Source organism: Dethiosulfovibrio peptidovorans DSM 11002 (assembly GCF_000172975.1).
Taxonomy (GTDB): domain Bacteria; phylum Synergistota; class Synergistia; order Synergistales; family Dethiosulfovibrionaceae; genus Dethiosulfovibrio; species Dethiosulfovibrio peptidovorans.
Genome location: NZ_ABTR02000001.1, coordinates 1,104,566 through 1,126,655 on the forward strand (window position 1 = coordinate 1,104,566; position 22,090 = coordinate 1,126,655).

The following is a 22,090-nucleotide window of genomic DNA, read 5'->3' on the forward strand; positions in this document are numbered from 1 at the left end:
GACCATGGCTATCCGTTTTCTCACAGGAGGCGAATCCCACGGAAGAGGGCTCGTCACTATCGTCGAGGGACTTCCGGCCGGACTGGAGCTACCCAAGGACCTGCTGGAGTCCGAGCTGGCCCGAAGGCGGAGAGGATGGGGAAGAGGCCCCAGAATGGCCCTGGAAAGGGATCGTCTGGAGGTGTGGGGCGGCCTGAGAGACGGCGTGACCACCGGGGCGCCTCTGTCGATCTGTCTGGAGAACACCGAGTGGGAGTCTTGGAGAGGAGCTCTGGATCCCCATGACGTGGATCCGGAGAAGGCGGAGAAGAAGCGAATCGACTGTCCCAGACCGGGCCACTCGGACCTGGTCGGAGGTATCAAATACGGACACTCGGACATGAGGAACGTGCTGGAGCGCTCCAGCGCCAGATCCACCGCCGCCTTGACCCTGGCCGGGACCGTAGCCCGGGCTCTTCTCGAGAGGCTTGGGATAACCGTCAGGGGAGCGGTCACCTCCATAGGAGGGGTCGCCATAGAGGATCCTCTGTCGGAGGAAGAGTGGACCAGAGCCGAGACTTCCGATCTCGGCTGCCCTAGAGAGGCGGACGAGAAAGCCCTGATATCCCGGATCTCCAAGGCTAAGGAAGAGGGCGACTCTTTAGGAGGAACCTTTCTGGTGTCTCTTCGCGGTATGCCCGTAGGGGTCGGGTCCTACGTGGAGTGGGATCGACGTCTGGACGGTAAGCTGGCCGGGGCGGTTATGTCCATACCGGCCATAAAGGGAGTGGAGATAGGCGGAGGGTTCAACCTCGCGGCACTTCCCGGCAGCCTGGTTCACGACGAGATCTCGATGGAGGACGGAAAGATAGTCCGTCTATCGAACAGAGCCGGCGGCCTCGAGGGGGGTATGACCAACGGCCAGGACGTTTTGGTGCGGGCGGCGATGAAGCCCATCCCCACCATGAGAAAGCCTCTGAGGTCGGTGGATCTGGCCAGAGGTGAGAATACCATGGCCCACTTCGAGAGGAGCGACAGCTGCGCGGTTCCCGCCGCCTGCGTCGTGGGAGAGGCCATGGTGGCCTGGGTGGCCGCCTCTGCCCTCACGGAAAGGTTCGGAGGAGACGTTATGGAGGACCTGGAGCGTAGGGTCTCGGAACTTCGTCTGGAGACAGGGAGGGATCGTCGTGGGTAGAGGAGAGCTGGTTTTTCTCGGAGGGTTCATGGGATCCGGAAAGACCTCGGTGGGCCAGAGGCTGGCCGAGGCAGTGGGACTTCCCTTCGTGGATCTGGACAAGGCCATAGAGCTTAGGGCCGGGGCCTCCGTGGCGGAGATATTCGCCTCTCAGGGGGAGGAAGGCTTCCGCAGGCTCGAGGCCCAGTCGCTTAGAGAGATATCGGACCTCGAACGGTGCATAGTCGCCCTGGGCGGCGGTGCCCTGAAGGATCCGAAGGGTCGGGAGCTCATCCGCAAAAAAGGCAGACTTGTGATACTGGACGCTTCGGCGGATACGGTAAAAAACAGGGTGGCGGCCCAGCCGGGACAGAGGCCTCTTCTGAAGATGGAGAACCTTGAGGATCTCTGGGAGAAAAGGCGTCCCCTTTACAGCGACGGCGACCTGAGAGTTGAGACGGATCATCTTAACGTCTCTCAGGTGGCGGAGGCGATCCGGGAGGGGTTATCCCTTCCATTGAAGGGCGACTGCGATCAGAGGATCCTCGGGGACGAGAGGACCGGCCTGGTGGTGGTAGGCCAGGGAGTGCTGTCGAAACTTCCGGAGCTTCTCGGCCGGACCGATACCTATGTGGTGGCCGACTCCATGACAGGACCTCTCTTCGAGCCGGTGGTAGGCCAGACAAGGGGGCGTTCGGTGCTTCCCAGAGGCGAGGACGCCAAGACCATGGAGGTGGTGGAAGGACTGTACGACGACTTTCTCTCCGTTGGTATGGACCGGGGCGACGTGGTGTTGGCCCTGGGCGGCGGCTGTGTGGGAGACGTGGCCGGATTCGCCGCCGCTACCTGGATGAGGGGAATAGAGCTTGTCCAGTGTCCCACCACCCTTTTGGCCCAGGTGGACAGCTCCATAGGAGGCAAGGTCGGGGTGAACCTGCCTCAGGGAAAGAACCTCGTCGGAGCCTTCCATCGTCCGAAAATAGTCCTTTCCGACGTGAACTGTCTTACCTCCCTTTCCTGGAAGGACTACCGCCAGGGACTGGGAGAGGTGGTCAAGTACGGTCTCGGAGAGGATCCCGAGCTTTTCGATCTTCTGGAGAGAAACGTCGGAGGCCTTCTGCGCCGCGATCCCGGTTTGCTGGTGGAGGTTGTGGCCCGGTGTGTCTCCATAAAACTCGACCTGGTTTCTCGGGACGAAAGGGAGCACGATGTCAGGACCAGACTCAACCTGGGACACACGGTGGCCCACGGTCTGGAGGCTGCCTCGGGATATCGCGACTGGAGCCACGGAGACGCAGTGGCCGTCGGAATGGTCGTGGCGACCGAGCTCTCCTGTCGATTGGGAGAGTGCGACAGGCACAGATTGGACAGGCTTAACCGGCTTCTGACGGATCTGAGGTTACCTCGCCGTCCCGATCGACCCTGGCCCGACCTGGAGCGCCATATCGCCAGAGACAAGAAGTTCAGAAAAGGCAGCCCCAGGCTGGTGCTTCCCAGAAGCGACGAGGTCTCCTTCGTATGGGAGGGCCCCATCGAAGAGCTGAGAAGAGCCTACGAAGAGGTCTACAGATCCTAGGTCTTCTGGCAAACTTACCGCCTCCGTTGTATCATGATGGCCTTGCATATACAGGCAGTCATCGAAGGAAGTGGTTTTTATGATAGCAGATAGATACGACGCTTTTTTTCTCGACCTTGACGGGGTCGTCTATGTGGGAGATCGTCAGACCAACGGCGCCGCCTCGGCTCTGGACAGGCTCCGTTCCATGGGCAAGGACATTCGGTTTCTCACCAATAACCCCACCGACGGAAGCGAGATAGTTCGTCGATTGAAGGAGTTGGGGATAGAGGCAAAGGAGGAAGAGGTGGTCACCTCCGGTACCGCCACCGCCCGAGTGCTGGCCGACAGGGGCATCGGCCCTGTGTGGGTGCTGGGCCACGGTGGACTGAGAAAGGCCATGACCGACGCGAAACTCTCCCTTGCGGAGGCCCCGCCATGCGAGGCGGTCGTGGTGGGATGGGACGACGACGTCACCTTGGGACAGATCCGGCGGGCCGCTCTGGCGATCCGACAGGGGGCTCTCTTCGTCGCCACCAATGAGGACCCCACCTATCCCAGTTCGGAAGGCATTCTTTCCGGCGTTGGGGTTGTGGTGGACGCACTCATTGCCGGAAGCGGAACCAGACCCCTCTCGGTGGGCAAACCTTGGACCGCCATGTTCGAGCAGGCTAGGAGGACCCTGGCTCCGGGAAAACGTGCCGTAATGATCGGTGATACCCCTTACGTGGACGTCCTGGGAGCTCACAGGGCCGGTATAGACGCCATACTAATGGGATCCGCCGAGACCTATCCCGGCAAGTTGGACTTTAGAAATCCGGACGGACGGATAGACAAATTAGGCGATCTGTTCGACGACGCGATCTCCATGGGAGTCTGGGACTCTCCCACCTACCCTTGGCCCGAGTCGGTTGAGCCGGGAGTGGCCGGGGTGGTCCTGGACGAATCGGGCAGAGTCCTTCTGATGCGTCGCTCCGATAACGGACGATGGGGCATCCCCTCGGGGCACGTCGAGCCCGGCGAGACCGTGCAGACCGCCGTGGTCAGGGAGATCCGTGAGGAGACGGGACTGGAGGTGGAGGTCGAGGAGCTGATAGGCCTCTACTCCGATCCGGTGTCGCAGGTGATAACTTATCCGGACAGTCGCATTTGCCATTTCGTGACCAGCTGTTTCCTCTGCCGAGTAATGGGTGGCTCTCTGATCACCTCCGGCCCCGAGACGCTGGACGCCGGTTTCTTCGATCCTCATGATTTGCCGGAGCCTCTGATGTCCATGCACCCCAGATGGCTTGCCGACGCGCTGGCCCCTTCCGGAAGACCTTTCGTGAGATAGCCGTAGAGGTCTACATCTTTAAATTGGGAGATAGTAAAAATGACGGATTTTGTTAGACTTGATGACCTCAAACAAAAACTTGATTCCTATCGTCCGCGTGGAACGGGCCGCTCGTGTGCATGCTGATTTCGTGAAAATCCATCCTTTCGTGGGCAACGGCAGGACATCGAGGCTGCTCATGAACCTGGAGTTGATGAAAAGCGGCTTTCCACCGGTTGTCCTACCTGGCCTTTTTCAGTACGGTTCTACTTCAGGCCGTTGTAGATGATAACAAGTATGGCCGCGGGGGCCACCACCCTGAGGATCCAGGTCCAGGGGAAGAGCAGGGCGAAGAGGCGGCTGCCGTCGTTGGTGACCTCTTTTTTCATCCTGTCCCCTACTACCCATCCTGCGAACAGACAGATCAGTATGCCGCAGGTAGTGAGTAGCAGGTTGTTGCAGAGCCAGTCCAGGCCGTCCAGAAAGCCCATGCCGAGAGAGAGGGAGTAGAAGGCCTGTCCCAGGGCGTCTATGACGGTTGCTCCCGTGACCTTGGAGAAGTCCGGCTTGAGATAGAAGGCCATTCCCTCCGCGGCTCCGGAAGGCTACTATCAAGCCGAGCCATCCGACGATAGGCCAGGCTCCGCCCTTGAGCTTGCGAAAGGCCCCGACGGAGTTTCTCTTGGACGCCCTGCCTATGGCGAACTCGGCCAGCATGACCGAGGCGCCGATGCAGAACACCATGGCGAGGTAGATTATGAGAAAGGCCGCTCCTCCGTTTTTACCCGTTACGTAGGGAAAACGCCATATGTTTCCCAATCCCACCGCTGATCCTGCCGCGGCGAGCATGAATCCCATTCGGCTTCCCCATTGCTCTCTTTCGGTTCCATTGCCGTTTCCACTCAATTGTAAAACCTCCTAGGTGATGTAGTGATATCCAAGACGAATGGTCCTTACGGAAGACCTGCGTTTATAGATGTGCCGATAAAAAAAGGCCGGGATCTCGTAAGATCCCGGCCTGAAGTGCGGTCAGCTTTTGTTTAAACGCCGACGGAAGCTCCAGGATAGGACCTGCAGCTAATAACTAGGCTCATGACTATGGTCGCCGATGCGACTTTAAAATCGGTAAAACGGTTCAAAGCAAGTCCTCCTCTCTTTTGGGCGTCTTGGATTATGGGGTATTGTAGACACTAAAGCGAAGTTTGGCAAGAGGGAGTTTTATCCTCTTGGATGCCATGCTAGCCTCTTTCTCTCAGATATTCCTCCAAGATCTCACAGCATTTGGAAAAGTCCTTACGTCCCAGGCCGATTCGGAAGTGGTTTTCGTCGACCCCGAACACCGATCCTGGCAGGACCATGAGGCTTTTCTTCTCCACGACGTGGGTGAAAAAATCCTCTGCCGGGAAGTCTCCGTTCAGCACTGGAAAGCCTATGGATCCGGCCATCGGAGGAATCCAGCGGAACAGGTCCTCGTGTTTACCGAAGAACTCCGCCGCGGTTACGCCGTTTTCCGCCACTATCTTTCTGCAACGTTCCATCAGATCGTCGGCACATCTCAGGGCCATGATGGACAGGAGTTCCGACGGGGCGGAGCCGCATATCGTGGTGTAGTCTCTCAGGCAGGTCACCTTTTCCATCAGGTCGTGGTCGGTGCAGGCAAGCCACCCCATCCTCAGCCCCGGCAGTCCGTACGACTTGGAAAGTCCCGAAAGGCTTACGGCCTTGGGGTATATCTCCGCCGCTGATGGCAGCCGAAGCCCCGCGGTCGGTTCCAGCCCCCGATACATCTCGTCGGAGAAGACCCATATTCCCCTCTCTTCCGCCAGGCTCAGTATCCTTCGGAACTCCTCCTTCGTGGGCTGGAATCCCGTGGGGTTATGGGGAAAGTTGACAACCAGCAGCTTGGTCTCCGGTTTAAAAAGCGACTCCAGGCGCTTCAGGTCCAGTTTCCAGCGGTTCTCCTCCAGCACGATGGGCCATTCGGACACTGTGCATCCTATCGACCTTGGAATCTCAAGCAGCGACTGATATATAGGCGACAGGGCTATCACGTGGTCTCCCTGTTCCAGAAGGGCGTTCATCGCCAGAAATATGCCCTCCTCCGGAACCAGAGTTATCAGGTTCTCCGGACCGATCCCGTCATAGCGATCGGCGATTCCAGCCAGCAGGTCCGGATGCCCCTTGGGCTCGGTGTAGTTGAGGCGCAGATCTTTCCAGGCCTCCATCGTCTCGTCGCCCCCGAGGGCCATCAGTTCGGCGACGGTCATGCTCTCGCAGTCCGAGGCGCTCATTATATGTTTCGCCGAGAATTCGTACCTGGCGAAATACCGCTCCAGCTTGAACGAGCGTATCTTCAAATGAATCAGCTCCTTGTCGTTTCAAGATTCTTAGATCACTTTAGCCGTTGAATAGGGGAGACGCAAGTGAAATCGAAGAGCGATGGTGTATCATCGATGACTCTGGACGTCGACGGTTTTTTCGACAGGTTCTTCGGTCCTGAGGGCAACGATACGGACCACTCTTTCGTAGCGGTCGAAAAAGGAGCGCCTGTCGGGCTGATATTGGGTGGTGTCAGGCGATTCGACGGATATCGAAACATGAGGTGCGGTACTCTATGCGTTCCTCCCGAGATTCGGGGAACCGGGATCAGTGGACGTCTTTTCGAGCTTTTTCTGGAGAACGCGATGGAGATAGGGTGCGAACGTCTCAGCCTGGAGGTCCTGGCGGACAACGAAAGAGCCATCAGGTTTTACGAGAGGCGAGGCTACGAGAGGAAGAACAAGCTGCTTTACTTCGGCAGGTCGACGGGAAATATGATTGATAGTCCTTCTCGTCCCCCCGTCGGCGTCGATGTGGTGGAGACGGATGTCTCGATCGCGAGGGAATGTCGAGAGGGTATTCCCTCGGTCCATATCAACTGGCAGAACGAGGCGGATTATTTTTGTTCCGATAGGACCTCCCGGTGTTTCACCGCATACGAAGGGGGCGAGATGATCGGTGCGACGGTGATATCAGGCTCGGGAAAGGTCTATTTCCTCTGGGTGTCGGATTCTTGCAGGAGGGAGGGAATAGGACGGAATCTCCTCTACCGTGGGGTCGATGCGGTCCGCCCGGAAAAGCTGAGCATCAGTATGCCAGATAACATAGATATCCGTCCTTTCCTAGATGAAACGGGCTTCGTCAAGGAGTCGGTAGAACAGTACGAGATGTTCAGGATGGTTTAGCAGGGAGAGGCGACGGGGAGCGAAGAATTTCTTCTGATTTTCCTAGCATTGTTATTTGTCTTGACATGAGAAAAAACAGATGTATTATCAGAATAGTGCCATCGGCTTTTCAGCGATAAAGATTTTGGGGGAGAGGTTTATCTGAAGAGATGGAGTCGTCGACCCCCATAATAAAAACGCAGGAGATCCTTGGTTTAAAGTATTATGTTATGAGTCGGGTCGATAAAGCCCGTGGATTGAAGCAAAGTCTTATGTTATGCGTATTGTGTCGATTACCTCTTAAAACGCCCTGTTGGGTTTGAAGAGGTAATCGACGAAAAGAACTCTTTCATAGACGAAGGGACTGATGTCCATGGTTTTAAAGGATCGTCTTGTCAGATACTTGGCTCACGTCAGAGGCGGAGATGGATGGGAACAGCCGCTAATGGACCATTTGAGAAATGTCGGAAGGTTGAGCGAGAGCTTTGCAGGGAAAATTGGATTAGGCGATGCGGGAAAGATGATCGGTCTTCTCCATGACTTAGGTAAATACAGTAGCTCATTCCAGAACTACCTGCTTTCGTCCTCGGGAAAGATTAATCCCGACAGCGAGGAATATATGGATCCCTTCTCCAAAAAAGGCAAGATAGATCACTCTACGGCTGGGGCCAAGTTTATATGGGAAAAGCTCCGAGGGGTAGGTAAATGCGGACAGGGAGAGGTCTGCGCTCAGATTATGGCTCTGTGTATCGCCTCCCATCACAGTGGCATGATCGACTGTCTTTCAAAGGACGATAAGCTGGTTTTCTGGGACAGAATGGACAAACCCGACGAAGGTACTCGCTACTCTGAGTGTTTGTCGGCAATGGAGAATGATCTGAAGACCCTTTTGAACGAGAGTCTCGATGACTCTAAAGTAAATTCGATGGTGAACAGTTTTTTTAGTTATCTGAACAAAACCGCCAGGTTTTCTACCGGCGAAAAATATGGTTTTTCCACAATTGGGGCCTTCAACCTGGGAATGACAGCCAGATTTCTCCTCAGTTGTCTGGTGGATGCCGACAGAATCGACAGCGCCGAGTTCGAGGATCCCAGTAGAAAAAAAGAACGTCTGAGACGACGTGATTTCGACTGGCAAACGGGAATAGACCGATTGGAGAGAGTCCTGGATTCCTATAAGCAGGATAGCCAGGTCAACGAGATAAGGCGTCGGATATCCGACGAGTGCCTCAAAAGGGCCGATGATCCCCAAGGAATATATACCCTATCAGTACCCACCGGCGGAGGGAAGACACTGCTCAGTCTAAGATACGCCATGCGACATGCCTTACATCATGATCTACATCGAATCATATACGTAGTTCCTTTCACATCCATCATAGAGCAGAACGCCCAGGAAGTTCGATCGATTCTCGAGGGAGAAGGCGACGCCTTTCCCTGGGTGTTGGAACATCATTCCAATATAGAACCGGAAAGACAGACCTGGAGTTACAAGCTGGCGGCGGAAAACTGGGATTGCCCAGTGGTGTTTACCACTATGGTCCAGTTTCTTGAGACCCTCTTCAGAGGAGGTAATAGCAGGGTTCGACGTATGCATATGTTGGCGAAGAGCATACTAGTGTTCGATGAAATACAGTCTTTGCCCATAAAGTGTACCCATTTATTTTGCAACGCCCTTAATTTTCTGGTGGAACAGGCTGGGAGCACTGCGGTTCTCTGCACGGCTACTCAGCCTACCTTGGATAGGCTCTCCTCTCTAGGGAATCCGGGGTTGGCGGAAAAAGGAGAGCTTCATATGGCCGAAAACAGCGAGCTCGTATCGGATAAAACCTCTCTTTTCGACGATCTTAGGAGAGTCAGCATCAGGAATCTATCTAGGCCCGGGGGCTGGAGCAAAGAGGAGATCGGAGATCTAGCACTGAAAAGGCTGGAAGATTTTGGCAATTGTCTGGTCGTGGTCAATACGAAGACCTGGGCGAAGAGGCTTTTCGAGTATTGCTCCTCAGAGACGGAAGCGGAGGTGACATTCCATCTCAGCACCGGTCAGTGTCCGGCCCATCGTAAAGAATGTTTATCCGTGATACGCAAGAGGTTGATCGAGGGGAAAAGGGTTTTGTGTATAAGCACCCAGCTTATAGAGGCAGGGGTGGACGTGGATTTCGGGGCGGTAATACGTTTTATAGCGGGATTGGATTCCATAGCGCAGGCCGCAGGCCGTTGCAACCGACACGGTGAGTTACGCGATTTCGAGGGAGTTCCAATGATGGGAGACGTCTCTATTGTAAATCCGTCAGAGGAAAAAATTTCCACCCTCAAAGATATTCTCATCGGTCAGGAAAAGACCAAACGGATTTTAAGTGAGTACAAGGAAGAACATAAACATGAGCTTAAGACATGTGAGGCTACGGATTACAGTGGACTATTGGATCCGATCACTCTATACAGGTACTTCGATTATTTCTTTTTCGAACGGACTGACGAGATGGGCTACAACTTCAGCGGTAAAGGTGGTCGGGACGATAACCTGTTGAATCTGCTCTCTTTGAACGATAGAAGTGGTTTGGCCGAGTTCAATGTTAATAGAAAAAACACTGGTAAGGCCCCTCTGTTGTTGCAGTCGTTTAAGTACGCAGGAGAAATTTTTAGAGCTATAGATGCCCCGACCAATTCTGTTATATGTCCTTACGGCGAAGGCGAGAAGTTGATCTCGAAGCTGTGTTCTTTGTCGATAGGATTCGAGTTTGAAGAATACGGAGCTCTTTTAAGGAGGGCTCAGCAATATAGCGTAAACGTGTTTCCAAACGTGTGGAAAAGGCTCTGTAACGCGGGAGCCGTTCACGAAATTCAAGAAGGAGAGGGAGTGTTCTACCTTGATAAAACCTTCTACAACTCCGATTTTGGTCTTTGCCTCGAGCAGGACGCCCCTATGGAGCCGTTGATATCATGAGATATGACATGCCTAAAAACAGTCTCAGCTTTTTGTTGTGGGGAAGATATGCTATGTTCACCGACCCTATAACGAGGATAGGTGGAGAAAAGTGCTCGTATCATATCCCCACTTACGAGGCTCTGAAGGGAGTCCTCAAGTCGATATATTGGAAGCCAACGATAATTTGGTATGTCGATAAGGTTAGGGTGATGAGCTCTTTTCGCACTCAGACAAAGGGTACCAAGCCTCTTAAGTGGGGTGGTGGAAACGATTTGTCCATATATACCTTTCTACATGAAGTTTCGTACCAGGTAGTGGCCCATTTCGAGTGGAACGAACACAGACCTGAACTGGCCGGTGACCGTATAGACGGAAAGCATTACAACATAGCTAAGCGATCTCTGGATCGAGGGGGTAGGCAGGATGTCTTTCTAGGGACCAGAGATTGCCAGGGGTACGTGGAGCCATGTGTTTTCGGCGAAGGGCCGGGAGATTATGACGATCTGGACGAACTGGCCTTTGGTCTGATGTTCCATGGTTTCGACTACCCCGACGAGACGGGAGAGGAGAAGCTGTACAGTCGTTTCTGGTATCCGGTTATGGAGAAAGGAATAGTGACCTTCCCCCGTCCGGAGAACTGCCCGGTGAAGAGATATATCCGTCCTATGGAGCCAAAGTCTTTCTCTGAGGGGAATAATTTCCGGAACGTGGATGAAGAGGAGCATTGCCATGAGCTGGATGGGTAAACTTTACGATACCTATGAAAGAGCTATGGAATTGAACCTCCCCCAAGAGGAAAAGCCGATCCCGGAGGGACACGTAGTTCAAAATGCTCACATAAACATAGTCCTAGATAGCGAGGGGAATTTCAAGCGAGCCAGCGTGATCGGGAAAGTCCCGGTGGTCCTACCGGCGACTGAAAAATCCGCTGGTAGAACCAGTGGAGAGGCCCCCCATCCTTTGGCTGACAAACTGCAATATGTGGCAGGTGACTATGCTGAACTTGGAGGTAAAAAACCCTCGTATTTTGATGGATATCTGGAGCAGCTTAAAAATTGGCGTGATTTTTTAAAGGATCATAAGGATATCGCATTTTCAAAGGTTAACGCAGTGTATAGTTACGTTGGTAAAGGATGTGTAATAGACGATCTCGTGAAAGAAAGCGTGGTCTGGCTGGATTCGAAGGGAAAGCTGGCCTGTAGTACAGATCAACTTTCCGATGAGGATCAAAAGAAGGCTTCTTTATTGAGGTTTTTGCCTAAAGAGAAGGGAGAATTCGAACAAGGAAGTGCCTTAGTGTGTTGGACCGTAGAGATCTCCCATGATCTCCAATCCAACACATGGAAAGATTTAGAGATTCAGCGAGCCTGGAGGGATTATTTATTGTCCCAGGAAACGATTAAGGGCTTGTGCTATGTGACAGGAAAAGATGTTGCCATAGCCCTAAATCATCCGGCGAGGCTTCGTAATTCCGGAGACAAAGCAAAACTCATATCGAGCAACGATAAGGACGGTTTTACGTTTCGAGGAAAGTTTTTCGATAGTAAAAAAACTATCGAGAAAGAGGGCTATCAGGCAGCCAACGTAGGGAGTTCTGTCTCTCAAAGGGCCCACAGCGCTCTCCGCTGGCTCATAGATAGGCAGGGTTTCAAGAATGGAGATCAGATTGTTATTGCCTGGGCAATTAGCGGAAAAAAAGTTCCACCTCCGATGGAGTCTCTGCCGGAGTTTGATTTCGATGATCTAGGAGAAGGGGCATGCGAGACCTCCGATGTGGACATAAGGGACATGAGTCCTGATCTGTCCTCCGATCTTGGGCAGGGGTTTGCCAGAAAGCTGACTCTCTATATGAATGGTTATAGAAGTTCTCTTTCTCCCGACGAGTCTGTGGTCATAATGTCCATCGATTCGGCCACGCCTGGAAGAATGGGCATCACATACTACAGAGAGTGCTTTGCCCATGAATATGTGGATAGAGTCGCCCAATGGCATTCTGACTTCGCCTGGCTTCAGAGAAAGGGCGATGGAGGAACTGGAAGAGGCAAATATGAGGATTGGGAGGAATTCGCCCCAGCTCCTCCTCTTATAGTCGGTTGTTCATACGACGAGTCTTTGAAGGGGAACACGAAGTTCAAGGGATTCACCTACGAGAGGATTTTGCCAGCGATAGTGGAGTCCAGAAATATCCCCTACGACATAGTCGCTTCATCAGTTCGAAAAGCATGTGCTCCTAGGCGAGCCTCTAAAAAAGGTGGAGCTGATTACAAGGAGTGGGAGAAAACTTTAGGTGTCGCCTGTGCCCTTTACAGGGGCTTTTTCAGGCGACATGAGAATACAGACAAAAGGAGGTATTACCCCGTGGGATTGGATGTTGAGAACAGATCGAGAAGTTACCTTTTCGGGCGACTTCTTGCGATCGCCGATGGAATAGAGAGTTTTGCTCTTATCAAGTCCAATGAGACCAGACCAACATCAGCAGAAAGGTTAATGCAGCGTTTTGCCAGTCATCCCTGTTCGACCTGGAGGACCATAGAACTCTCCCTTCAACCCTATATGCAGAGGCTTTTGCGTAGCGGTCATGGCGGATTTATAACCAACAGGAAAAGGGATCTCGACTCGGTGATGGAGCTTTTCGACGGTGCGGATTTCTCCAGCGATGCCCCTCTGGAAGGGGAGTTTCTGCTGGGTTTTCATTGTCAAAGGCTGGAATTGCTTAGAAAAAAAGATAAATCGGCTACCGATAATAGCGAGGGAGGGAACAAGTAATGAGCTTGAGCAAGAAAATTGATTTTGCCTTGGTATTCTCTGTCGATAGAGCCAATCCTAACGGTGATCCTCTTAACGGCAATCGCCCCAGAATTGACTACGAAGGATACGGAGAGGTTTCCGATGTGTGTCTCAAACGAAAGATACGAGATCGCTTGGTGGAGGATGGATATTCTATATTCGTGCAGTCGGATCAGAAAAAGATAGATGGCATGCCTAGTTTGAGGAAGCGTGCGGAGTCGGCGGATTTCGGTTTAGGCAAGGAGGCTTTTGATTCCAAAAAGACGAAGGCAGAGGATTTTGTTAAAAAAGCCTGTGGAAAATGGTTAGACGTGAGGACGTTTGGACAGCTTTTCGCTTTTGGGAACGATAACAAAGGAGGAGTGTCCATCCCTATACGTGGTCCTATGACGATTCAGTCTGCCTTTTCCGTAGAGCCTGTCTCTGTTGCAAGTATACAGATCACAAAAAGTGTAAGCGGAGATGGGGATGGCTCGAAAAGAGGCTCCGATACGATGGGGATGAAACATCGGGTCGATCATGGAATATACGTGACCTACGGTGCGATCAGCCCTCAGTTGGCGGAGAGAACTGGCTTCAGCGATGAGGATGCCGAAGTGATAAAAAGAGTTCTTCCCAAGATTTTCGAGGGTGACGCCTCTTCCGCTAGGCCAGAGGGATCTATGTCTGTCATAAAAGTTCTCTGGTGGGAGCATTCTTCAAAGATGGGAAGCTTTTCCTCAGCAAAAGTGCACGGAACCTTGACGGTGAACCCCGATGGGTCCTATGAAGTAGATTCTTTAGAGGGTATTTCTCTTGAGGAGATAGACGGTTTTTAACGAATCGCGAACTATAAGCGAGCAATGTCGGGAGTTTGGCTGAATTGGTTTGATCTCCCGTAGCTGTCTGTATAAATGTAAAGTTGAGTTGAAAAAGAGGTTCGCGATTCAGAGTTTGCAGTGGTCGGAAGCTTTTTTGCAGAGATTTTAAAGGTCGATAGGCTGAAGTGCTTGGAGATTCGCAAAAAAAGCTCAGTAATCCTGGCGATACGAACGATTGAGAAGGACGCTGTCGCTCCCTCACGGGAGCGTGGATTGAAACCCTTTGGGATATCCATGGTAAGGATGGGGTCCCCGTCGCTCCCTCACGGGAGCGTGGATTGAAACCCCTCCTCGGGTATGCTACAGGCCCCCGATTTTCGTCGCTCCCTCACGGGAGCGTGGATTGAAACCTTAAGGAGGCAAGACCCCATGAATAACACGGCAGTCGCTCCCTCACGGGAGCGTGGATTGAAACTCGAGCTCAAGCGGCTAAGTCTTGGCGATCTCATGTCGCTCCCTCACGGGAGCGTGGATTGAAACTTTAATACATAAACCCTCTCAAGATTTCCGGGTAGGTCGCTCCCTCACGGGAGCGTGGATTGAAACCGAAGATACGCGCGGCATCGGCGGCGTCCATGCCCGAGTCGCTCCCTCACGGGAGCGTGGATTGAAACCGTCTGGACATTCGGGCTGTATCCCCCGTACCCTGAGTCGCTCCCTCACGGGAGCGTGGATTGAAACCCCGCTTAGCAGGAGCTTCCCAGTTATCGTCTTGGTCGCTCCCTCACGGGAGCGTGGATTGAAACCTGATGGCAGCCGAAGCCCCGCGGTCGGTTCCAGGTCGCTCCCTCACGGGAGCGTGGATTGAAACTCCGACGCCGCCCTGGAACACTCGAACTCGAAGGTCGCTCCCTCACGGGAGCGTGGATTGAAACCACTCAGGCAGTCCGCCAAACGGACACCGAGAGTGTCGCTCCCTCACGGGAGCGTGGATTGAAACTGCGGTTGCACATGATAGGGGGTTACGAGGATGCGGGTCGCTCCCTCACGGGAGCGTGGATTGAAACCTCTCTGTGGAGGAAGATAGACAGGTCCAGCGCGGGTCGCTCCCTCACGGGAGCGTGGATTGAAACGCCGGAGATGGGGCCACCCTATCGTGGTCACATCGTCGCTCCCTCACGGGAGCGTGGATTGAAACCCTCGAAAAAGCTGGCCACAAACGACGTGGCCGCGTCGCTCCCTCACGGGAGCGTGGATTGAAACCCTCGAAAAAGCTGGCCACAAACGACGTGGCCGCGTCGCTCCCTCACGGGAGCGTGGATTGAAACTTTAAGTGAGAGAGGAAGTCCGAGGCCGCCGCCCGGTCGCTCCCTCACGGGAGCGTGGATTGAAACGCTCCCTCAGGCGAGGGATGAGGCGAAAAAAATAGTCGCTCCCTCACGGGAGCGTGGATTGAAACTTATTACGAGAGTTCCAATGTCCTTGCTGCCTCACGTCGCTCCCTCACGGGAGCGTGGATTGAAACTCTATCACTTGCCCTTGCCCAGGGATAACTTCTAGTCGCTCCCTCACGGGAGCGTGGATTGAAACTGATGGCTACAGAGAGGATTTTCGGTCTGTCATGAGTCGCTCCCTCACGGGAGCGTGGATTGAAACCTTCCGTGGCAAAAAACACCGCTGGATTATAACGTCGCTCCCTCACGGGAGCGTGGATTGAAACACCTGGTACGCAGAAGAGCTGTCTGTACAGACTGGTCGCTCCCTCACGGGAGCGTGGATTGAAACATCGATAAGTCCTGCTCGCTTTCCTGCAACCGACAGTCGCTCCCTCACGGGAGCGTGGATTGAAACCCCAGCCTCAGCCAACGCCTCAGCCCCTGGGCTCAAGTCGCTCCCTCACGGGAGCGTGGATTGAAACCCGTAGTCGCTGATAGATGCAGGGATCTGATATGGTCGCTCCCTCACGGGAGCGTGGATTGAAACCCGTAAGAAAAGCTTTTAAGCGCATCGCCCCAGGAGTCGCTCCCTCACGGGAGCGTGGATTGAAACATCGTTACAACACGACAGCAAGCGAAGTGATAATGTCGCTCCCTCACGGGAGCGTGGATTGAAACTGGTCGAGAGATAAGAGAAAGAAGGAAGGCATTAGGTCGCTCCCTCACGGGAGCGTGGATTGAAACTCTGATTCTCTCAGGAAGAAAGCAACTCTTATCGTGTCGCTCCCTCACGGGAGCGTGGATTGAAACAATAGTTGGCTTGCTCTAGCGTCAGCGACACCTCGTCGCTCCCTCACGGGAGCGTGGATTGAAACAGGACCTCGTACACGTTGTCCGGGGTCATGACTCGTCGCTCCCTCACGGGAGCGTGGGGTAAGACACAGATCAAAATAATGGTTAGAAACAAAAAATAGAGGAGGTGATCTCTTGTTTTCCGAGGAAGAGCTCCTTCCAATCTCAGGATTGCAGCATCTAGCTTTTTGCGAACGTCAATGTGCTTTGATTCACTTGGAGCGAGTATGGGAGGAAAACATCTTTACTTCTGAAGGACGGATTCTACATGAAAAGGCTCATACGGAAGAAGTTGAGATCAGAGATGGAATTCGAATTGCTAGATCGTTGCCTTTAAAATCTCTTTCATATGGTTTGGTTGGGATTGCAGATGTGGTGGAATTTCATCCGACCTGTTCTAGAGAGGGGGTACTCTTATCGGGATTGGCTGGTAGGTGGTTCCCCTATTCTGTGGAATATAAGAGAGGGCGTAGAAAAAAGGGCCCCAGCGATAAGATACAGCTTTGCTCACAGGCGTTGTGTCTGGAGGAGATGTTGAATGTGGATATTCCAGAGGGAGCTCTTTTTTACGGTAAAAGTAGAAGGAGACTTGTTGTCTTAATCGATAAAAAGTTACGGAATCTTACGCTGAGTTTTATTAAAAAATTTAGAGATCTCCTTGCTGAAGGAATAACTCCTAAAGGGGATTACGAACCTAAATGTGATAGTTGCTCATTGAAAGAAATTTGTCTGCCTCAAATTAGAAACTCCGCTTTAAGTCTCTCTCGGTACTTAAATTCGTTTTTTGAGGAGGATGACTGTTGAAAAAGCTATTGAATACTCTTTTTGTAATGACTCAAGGGGCATACCTAGCTAAAAAGGGAGAGACCGTTGTCGTCAAAGTCGAAAGGGAGGAACGTCTTCGACTCCCTATTCACAATCTTGAGGGTATCTGTTGTTTTGGAAACGTTTCCTGCAGTCCTTTTCTCATGGGTCTTTGCGGAGAGCGAGGTGTAGGTTTATCGTTCTTCTCCGAGAGTGGTCGGTTTATGGCTCGTTCGATCGGTGCGATTTCCGGTAATGTTCTACTAAGGAAGGCTCAGTATCGGCTTTCGGAAGATGGTGACAACTCAGCAAAATTAGCGAGAAATATGATAGTAGCCAAGATAGCTAACTGTCGCACCTCCATAAGGAGAGGTGTAAGAGATGCCCATGTTCTAGATAATAGGACCCTGGAGACGTGTTCCGATAGGTTGACAGTTATTTTAGCGGAGTTGAAAAAAACGATGGATTTAGCTTCTCTTAGAGGAAAAGAAGGGGAGGCTGCTAGGGCATATTTTTCCGCCTTTGGCAATTTGATAACCTCTCAAGCTGAGGATTTCTCCTTCCATGGCAGAAACCGCAGGCCTCCGCAGGATAACGTGAACGCGTTGTTGTCATTTGTATATACATTGTTGTGTCACGATGTCTCAAACGCTCTTGAAGGTGTGGGCTTGGATCCGCAGGTGGGTTTTCTGCACAGAGATAGACCAGGGAGAGCGAGTCTTGCTTTGGATTTGATGGAGGAACTGCGTCCCCTTATTGCAGATCGTCTTGTTCTCTCGCTCATAAATAGAAGGCAGGTTTCTCCTAGCGGTTTTATCGTTAGAGAAAGCGGCGGAGTGATAATGGACGAACAGACTCGGAAAAAAGTTTTAGGTGCATATCAAAAGAGGAAACAGGATGAATTTCGCCATCCTTTTCTGGATGAAAAGATCTCGCTGGGGCTTTTGCCTTACTGTCAGTCGCTCCTGTTGGCTCGTTTTTTGAGAGGAGATCTGCCGGAATATCCGCCGTTGAGATGGCGGTAGCCACCGAAGGGAGTTTTTGTCGTGATGGTATTGGTCACCTATGATGTTAATACCGTATCCGTTGCCGGTCAGAGAAGGCTGCGTCATGTTGCTAAATTATGCGAAAACTATGGACAAAGGGTGCAGAATTCGGTTTTCGAGTGTCTGGTAGATCCAACTCAGTGGGTTCAACTTAAAAATGGTTTGGTGAAGTTGATAGATGATGAGAAAGATAGTTTGCGGTTTTATTTCTTAGGGGCTAATTGGAGAAGGCGAGTAGAGCATATCGGAACGAGGCCCGGCTATGATCCGGAGGGCTCTCTCATAGTCTGATCTTGCCGTGTGTCGAGAGGGAATATTTTGACTACTGATCGAGATGAATAGTATAATGATAAAAGTAAAAAATATACTTTAGGAGGGATCGCTTTGGCGTATCTGAAAAAGTTAGTGCTCTCGGTTTTATTCGTATGTCTTACGGCCGGTAGTGTTTTTGCCGTCGGAGTGGACGACATCCGCTTCATGACAGAGGAGTATCCTCCTTTCAACATGAAAGGAGACGACGGAGTCGCTACCGGAATAGCTGTGGACGTTTTGGTCGAGATGTTCAAGAGGGTGGGTTCTTCCAAGACCGCCAAGGACGTGGAGGTGCTGCCTTGGGCCAGGGGCTATAAGGAAATTCAGTCGACCCCGAATACCAGCCTTTTCTGTATGACTCGCTCTGAGGAAAGAGAGCCGTTATTCAAGTGGGTTGGTCCGATCGCTTCCACCAGGGTTGTAGCGACCGCCTTAAAAAGCAAGGGTATAACCGTCGGGACCGTCGCCGATCTGGCCGATCTCTCCGCTGGGGTTATAAAGGACGATATAGGTGACCAGTTGGCGGAAAAAGCGGGAATCAAAAAGATAGATAGAACTGCCAACAACGACCAGAACATAAAAAAGCTTAACTCCGGCAGGGTGGACATCTGGATTTACGAGGAGAACGTGGCTCTTTGGCAGCTCAAGGACATGGGGTTCGATCCGGCCGATTATGAAACCGTATATGTTTTGGAGGCCGGACGTCTGGACTACGCCTTCCACAAGGACACCGACCAGGCCCTTATAGATCAACTTCAGAAGGTGCTGGACGAGATGAAGGCCGACGGATCCTATCAGGCGATAGTGGACAAATATCTGCGCTGATCCCCTGAAATAAGGACCGAGTTCCGGCTATGATCCAAAGGGATCCCTCATCGTCCGATGTAGTTGTGTCTCGAGAGGGAATGTTTTGACTATGTATCGTAATCGATAGTATAACAATTAAGTGGCAAATATCCTTAAGGAGGGATCGCTTTGGCGTATCTGAAAAAGTTCGTGCTCTCGGTTTTATTCGTGTGTCTTGCGGCCGGCAGCGTTTTCGCAGTCGGAGTGGACGATATTCGTTTCATGACCGAGGAACTGCCGCCATACAACATGAAGGGCGACGATGGAGTCGCTACCGGAATAGCTGTGGATGTCCTGGCAGAGATATTCAAGAGGGAGGGTTCTTCCAAAACCGCCAAGGATGTGGAGGTGTTGCCCTGGGCCAGAGGCTACAAGGAGGTTCAATCGACCCCTAACACCTGTCTTTTCAGCATGACCTATACCGACGAGAGAAAACCCATGTTCAAGTGGGTGGGTCCTCTGGCAGCTTCCAGGACGGCGGTCGTCGCCCTCAGGAGCAAGGGCATAAAAGTCGGCTCCGAGGCCGATCTTGCCGATCTTTCCGCCGGGGTCATAAAGGAGGACATAGGCGATATCCTGGCCCGTAAGGTCGGAATGACCAAGGTGGAGATAGCGGCCAACAACCTTCAGAACGTCAAGAAACTGAACTCTGGTCGAATCGATGTTTGGGTCTACGAGGAAAGCGTCGCTCAGTGGCAACTCAAGGATATGGGGTTCGATCCGGCGGACTACGAGACAGTCTTCGCCTTGAGCGAGAGCCACCTTTACTACGCCTTCCACAAGGACACAGACCAAACCCTTATAGACCGACTTCAGAAGGTGCTGGACGAAATGAAGGCTGACGGATCCTACCAGGCGATATTGGACAAATATTTACGTTGATCTCCTGACATACGAGCAGAGGGGGTTCGATACGACCCCCTCGTTTTTTATGGGAGACCGTTATAAAATGGTAGCACTTGCAAGTCAATTGATTTTCGAGTATAATGACAAGGATACAAAACTGAAAGGAGTGGTTTTTTGTATTTAGAAGAAACTTCCAAACTGCCTCGCAAAGTCGTTGAAAATCTGGACGGAGACATCGGTAACCTGAAGGTTTATCTGGTTCAGGACTACAACGTCAACCTGTTGAAGAGAATGGTGAACTTCGGCCTCGGCATATTCGGAGATTTGGGTATGGACGAGTGGGGATTGGTGCCTCAGATACGTCATGGAAACGTCTTCGTCCTCAAGGAAGAGGACAAAAAGAGAATAATAGGCCTCGCCATCCTGATGAGGGACTGGGAGGATCAGGAGAAGTGCTACCTTTTCGACTACGCCATATCCGAGGATCTTCAGGGTCAGGGATTGGGCTATTATTTCCTCAAGGCTATAGTGAGGAACCTCAGAGACCAGGATTTCACCAAGATGGGCCTGACGGTAGACACGGAAAACGATCCTGCCATAAAGCTGTACAAGGACAAAATGGGTTTCGAGATAGTCGGAGAGAACAAGGACGAGTATGGAGAGGGCCATCACCGTTACATCATGGAGCTGCCCTTCGATAAGGTAAAATAACCGAATAGGTAAACTACGTTTCGTCCTGTTTGGACGTTGCGATTTAAAACTTGGTTTGTCAAAACAAGTGTAAAACGTAGGGGCGATTCGTGAATCGCCCCTACGTCTAATTTATCCTTTCCCCTTCTCGTAAGGCGGTACTGTCCAGTATGTTTCGCACATTAATATTTGACTCAGCAGGCCCATATAGGGCTATGTTCGGTTTTTAAGGCTTTCTGTGTCAGCTTACGATGGCATTATTTTCTTGCTCCAGTATCTGTTCTCTGAGATGCTCCATGTTCATGTAGGCTCTCTTACCCCACTGGGTGGAAGCTACATGCCTGACTCTGGCGGATACCAGCATCAGGGCCGATTCCCCGTCGGGGAAGTTGCCCACGACCTTTGTCCTTCGACGAATCTCTCGGTTCAGTCGTTCCAGAGAATTGTTGGTTCTGAGCCGCTTCCAGTGTTCCGAGGGAAAATGGAAGTAGCTCAGGGTCTCCTCGTAGCCTTCCTGGACGATCTTGGCGGCTTTCTGAAGTTTCATGGCCTTCAGCTTTTCGACCACGGCTTCAGCTTTTTCTCTGGCTGCTTTCAGGTCTTCCTGGTTGTGTATCGCCTTCAGCATCAGGCTTACTTCTCGTGCCTTCCCCTTCGGGACGGCACTGTAGACGTTGCGGTAGAAATGAACTATGCAACGTTGCCACAGAGCTTCAGGGAAGAAATGGGGTAGGGTTTCCAAGAGCCCCATGCTTTTATCGGAGGTGACGAGACGGACCCCTTTCAGGCCTCTTTCTTTAAGATGCCTCAGGAAGGAGGACCAGCTTTCCTTGTCCTCTCGGCTGCCTTCGCATACGCCCAGAACCTCTCTATAGCCCATCTGGTTGACCCCTATGGCTATAAGTATCGAGACGTTATGGACCTCGCCTCCCCAGCTCTTTTTGAGCCAGATACCGTCAAGAAACACGTAGGGATGCTCACCCCTGATAGGACGGTTTCTCCACTCGTCGATTCTGCCGTAGATCTTCTTGTTTAGATCGCTTACGGTAGATGGGCTTATCCGGGTTCCCCAGAGGGCCTCGGTGATGTCCTCGACCCTGCGGACCGAGACTCCGGCCAGGTACATCTCCACCAGGGCCTCTTCCACCGAGCTTTCACGGCGACGGTAACGTTCGATGATCGCAGTCTCGAAGGGGAGTTTACGGAGCTTCGGAACCTTCAGCTGCACCTCACCGGCTTTGGTCTGAAGCTTCCTGCTGTAATAGCCGGCACGGGTGTCCAGACGGTCCGGGGTACGTTCGTAACGACCGGCCTGGCAGATTGCGTCCGCCTCGGCATCCAGCAACGAGTTCAGGGTATCCTCTACGGTTCCCTTCACTATCCGATCCAGATGGGAACGGATCTCCTGTTCGTCGATCCTTATGATCTTGGAATCACCCTTTGTCTTCCCGGTGTTATCTGTGGTATCGTACATTTGCGGTAGCCCTCCCTCGGGACAATATGTTTTTGGCTTTGTCAC

General features: G+C 52.3%; 18 protein-coding genes, 1 pseudogene and 1 CRISPR repeat array. Of the genes and pseudogenes, 15 read left to right on the forward strand and 4 right to left on the reverse strand.

Annotated features, from left to right (window positions below):
• The first annotated feature begins 4 nt into the window (after window positions 1–4).
• From aroC to DPEP_RS13745, 4 genes are all read left to right on the forward strand, one after another.
• Entirely contained in the window at window positions 5–1,174 is a 1,170-nt protein-coding gene (gene aroC / locus DPEP_RS05375) for a chorismate synthase (RefSeq protein WP_005660261.1), read from the forward strand.
• Window positions 1,167–2,729 carry a 3-dehydroquinate synthase gene (gene aroB, locus DPEP_RS05380; RefSeq protein ID WP_005660263.1) on the forward strand — a complete coding sequence of 521 codons (1,563 nt, stop codon included), beginning with the start codon at window positions 1,167–1,169 and terminating at the stop codon, window positions 2,727–2,729. The genes aroC and aroB overlap by 8 nt, the downstream gene beginning before the upstream one ends.
• 79 nt (window positions 2,730–2,808) lie before the next feature.
• Complete coding sequence (locus DPEP_RS05385; protein WP_005660265.1) at window positions 2,809–4,041, forward strand: HAD-IIA family hydrolase; 1,233 nt, start codon at window positions 2,809–2,811, stop codon at window positions 4,039–4,041.
• A 61-nt stretch (window positions 4,042–4,102) separates the two neighbouring features.
• The gene (locus DPEP_RS13745) at window positions 4,103–4,309 is read left to right on the forward strand and encodes a Fic family protein (protein ID WP_420805899.1); all 207 of its coding nucleotides are present in this window, start codon (window positions 4,103–4,105) and stop codon (window positions 4,307–4,309) included.
• Here DPEP_RS13745 and DPEP_RS13750 read toward each other — a convergent pair.
• The 3 genes and pseudogenes from DPEP_RS13750 to DPEP_RS05395 form a co-directional block, all read right to left on the reverse strand.
• Entirely contained in the window at window positions 4,287–4,604 is a 318-nt protein-coding gene (locus tag DPEP_RS13750; RefSeq protein WP_005660267.1) for a hypothetical protein, read from the reverse strand. The two genes, DPEP_RS13745 and DPEP_RS13750, sit on opposite strands and share 23 nt — an antisense overlap.
• A gap of 16 nt (window positions 4,605–4,620) precedes the next feature.
• Window positions 4,621–4,878, reverse strand: a pseudogene (locus DPEP_RS13755) (sodium-dependent transporter); the annotation flags it as partial.
• A 380-nt stretch (window positions 4,879–5,258) separates the two neighbouring features.
• Window positions 5,259–6,377: an aminotransferase class I/II-fold pyridoxal phosphate-dependent enzyme gene (locus tag DPEP_RS05395; RefSeq protein WP_005660272.1), complete on the reverse strand. Its 1,119-nt coding sequence runs from the start codon at window positions 6,375–6,377 to the stop codon at window positions 5,259–5,261.
• Window positions 6,378–6,443: 66 nt separating this feature from the next.
• On the opposite strand from DPEP_RS05395, the gene DPEP_RS05400 reads away from it, so the two are divergent.
• The 11 genes from DPEP_RS05400 to DPEP_RS05450 all read left to right on the forward strand — a co-directional run bounded on the left by DPEP_RS05400 (window position 6,444) and on the right by DPEP_RS05450 (window position 20,592).
• Window positions 6,444–7,244 (forward strand): GNAT family N-acetyltransferase, encoded by an 801-nt coding sequence (locus tag DPEP_RS05400; protein WP_005660274.1) that lies wholly within the window; start codon window positions 6,444–6,446, stop codon window positions 7,242–7,244.
• Window positions 7,245–7,596: 352 nt separating this feature from the next.
• A complete protein-coding gene (locus DPEP_RS05405) occupies window positions 7,597–10,170 on the forward strand; it encodes a CRISPR-associated endonuclease Cas3'' (protein WP_156775168.1) in 2,574 nt (857 codons plus the stop codon).
• 8 nt (window positions 10,171–10,178) lie between these two features.
• Window positions 10,179–10,898, forward strand: a complete 720-nt coding sequence (gene cas5c, locus DPEP_RS05410) for a type I-C CRISPR-associated protein Cas5c (RefSeq protein WP_040383122.1) — start codon at window positions 10,179–10,181, stop codon at window positions 10,896–10,898.
• The gene (gene cas8c / locus DPEP_RS05415; protein ID WP_005660279.1) at window positions 10,882–12,918 is read left to right on the forward strand and encodes a type I-C CRISPR-associated protein Cas8c/Csd1; all 2,037 of its coding nucleotides are present in this window, start codon (window positions 10,882–10,884) and stop codon (window positions 12,916–12,918) included. Before cas5c ends, cas8c begins: the two co-directional genes overlap by 17 nt.
• Window positions 12,918–13,757, forward strand: a complete 840-nt coding sequence (gene cas7c / locus DPEP_RS05420) for a type I-C CRISPR-associated protein Cas7/Csd2 (RefSeq protein WP_005660281.1) — start codon at window positions 12,918–12,920, stop codon at window positions 13,755–13,757. Before cas8c ends, cas7c begins: the two co-directional genes overlap by 1 nt.
• A 231-nt stretch (window positions 13,758–13,988) precedes the next feature.
• Window positions 13,989–16,115: a CRISPR direct-repeat array (repeat unit 31 nt; unit sequence GTCGCTCCCTCACGGGAGCGTGGATTGAAAC).
• A 47-nt stretch (window positions 16,116–16,162) separates the two neighbouring features.
• Window positions 16,163–16,831 (forward strand): CRISPR-associated protein Cas4, encoded by a 669-nt coding sequence (gene cas4 / locus DPEP_RS05425; protein ID WP_005660283.1) that lies wholly within the window; start codon window positions 16,163–16,165, stop codon window positions 16,829–16,831.
• Window positions 16,828–17,856, forward strand: a complete 1,029-nt coding sequence (gene cas1c, locus DPEP_RS05430) for a type I-C CRISPR-associated endonuclease Cas1c (protein WP_005660284.1) — start codon at window positions 16,828–16,830, stop codon at window positions 17,854–17,856. Before cas4 ends, cas1c begins: the two co-directional genes overlap by 4 nt.
• A 24-nt stretch (window positions 17,857–17,880) precedes the next feature.
• On the forward strand, window positions 17,881–18,168 hold the full coding sequence (gene cas2 / locus DPEP_RS05435; protein ID WP_338033402.1) for a CRISPR-associated endonuclease Cas2: 288 nt from the start codon (window positions 17,881–17,883) through the stop codon (window positions 18,166–18,168).
• 93 nt (window positions 18,169–18,261) lie between these two features.
• On the forward strand, window positions 18,262–19,014 hold the full coding sequence (locus DPEP_RS05440) for a substrate-binding periplasmic protein (protein WP_005660286.1): 753 nt from the start codon (window positions 18,262–18,264) through the stop codon (window positions 19,012–19,014).
• A gap of 150 nt (window positions 19,015–19,164) precedes the next feature.
• A complete protein-coding gene (locus tag DPEP_RS05445) occupies window positions 19,165–19,917 on the forward strand; it encodes a substrate-binding periplasmic protein (RefSeq protein WP_005660288.1) in 753 nt (250 codons plus the stop codon).
• A gap of 138 nt (window positions 19,918–20,055) precedes the next feature.
• On the forward strand, window positions 20,056–20,592 hold the full coding sequence (locus tag DPEP_RS05450) for a GNAT family N-acetyltransferase (RefSeq protein ID WP_005660290.1): 537 nt from the start codon (window positions 20,056–20,058) through the stop codon (window positions 20,590–20,592).
• Window positions 20,593–20,812: 220 nt separating this feature from the next.
• Here the strand turns inward: DPEP_RS05450 and DPEP_RS05455 are convergent, their stop codons facing one another.
• Window positions 20,813–22,045 carry an IS256 family transposase gene (locus DPEP_RS05455; protein ID WP_005660293.1) on the reverse strand — a complete coding sequence of 411 codons (1,233 nt, stop codon included), beginning with the start codon at window positions 22,043–22,045 and terminating at the stop codon, window positions 20,813–20,815.
• Window positions 22,046–22,090: the final 45 nt, after the last annotated feature.

Coding starts and splice junctions, on each gene's coding strand:
- DPEP_RS05385 (WP_005660265.1), top strand. CDS start 2,809: ATGATAGCAGATAGATACGACGCTTTTTTTCTCGACCTTGACGGGGTC.
- DPEP_RS13750 (WP_005660267.1), bottom strand. CDS start 4,604: ATGGCCTTCTATCTCAAGCCGGACTTCTCCAAGGTCACGGGAGCAACC.
- DPEP_RS05405 (WP_156775168.1), top strand. CDS start 7,597: ATGGTTTTAAAGGATCGTCTTGTCAGATACTTGGCTCACGTCAGAGGC.
- cas7c (WP_005660281.1), top strand. CDS start 12,918: ATGAGCTTGAGCAAGAAAATTGATTTTGCCTTGGTATTCTCTGTCGAT.
- cas5c (WP_040383122.1), top strand. CDS start 10,179: ATGCCTAAAAACAGTCTCAGCTTTTTGTTGTGGGGAAGATATGCTATG.
- aroC (WP_005660261.1), top strand. CDS start 5: ATGGCTATCCGTTTTCTCACAGGAGGCGAATCCCACGGAAGAGGGCTC.
- DPEP_RS13745 (WP_420805899.1), top strand. CDS start 4,103: ATGACCTCAAACAAAAACTTGATTCCTATCGTCCGCGTGGAACGGGCC.
- cas8c (WP_005660279.1), top strand. CDS start 10,882: ATGAGCTGGATGGGTAAACTTTACGATACCTATGAAAGAGCTATGGAA.
- cas2 (WP_338033402.1), top strand. CDS start 17,881: ATGGTATTGGTCACCTATGATGTTAATACCGTATCCGTTGCCGGTCAG.
- DPEP_RS05455 (WP_005660293.1), bottom strand. CDS start 22,045: ATGTACGATACCACAGATAACACCGGGAAGACAAAGGGTGATTCCAAG.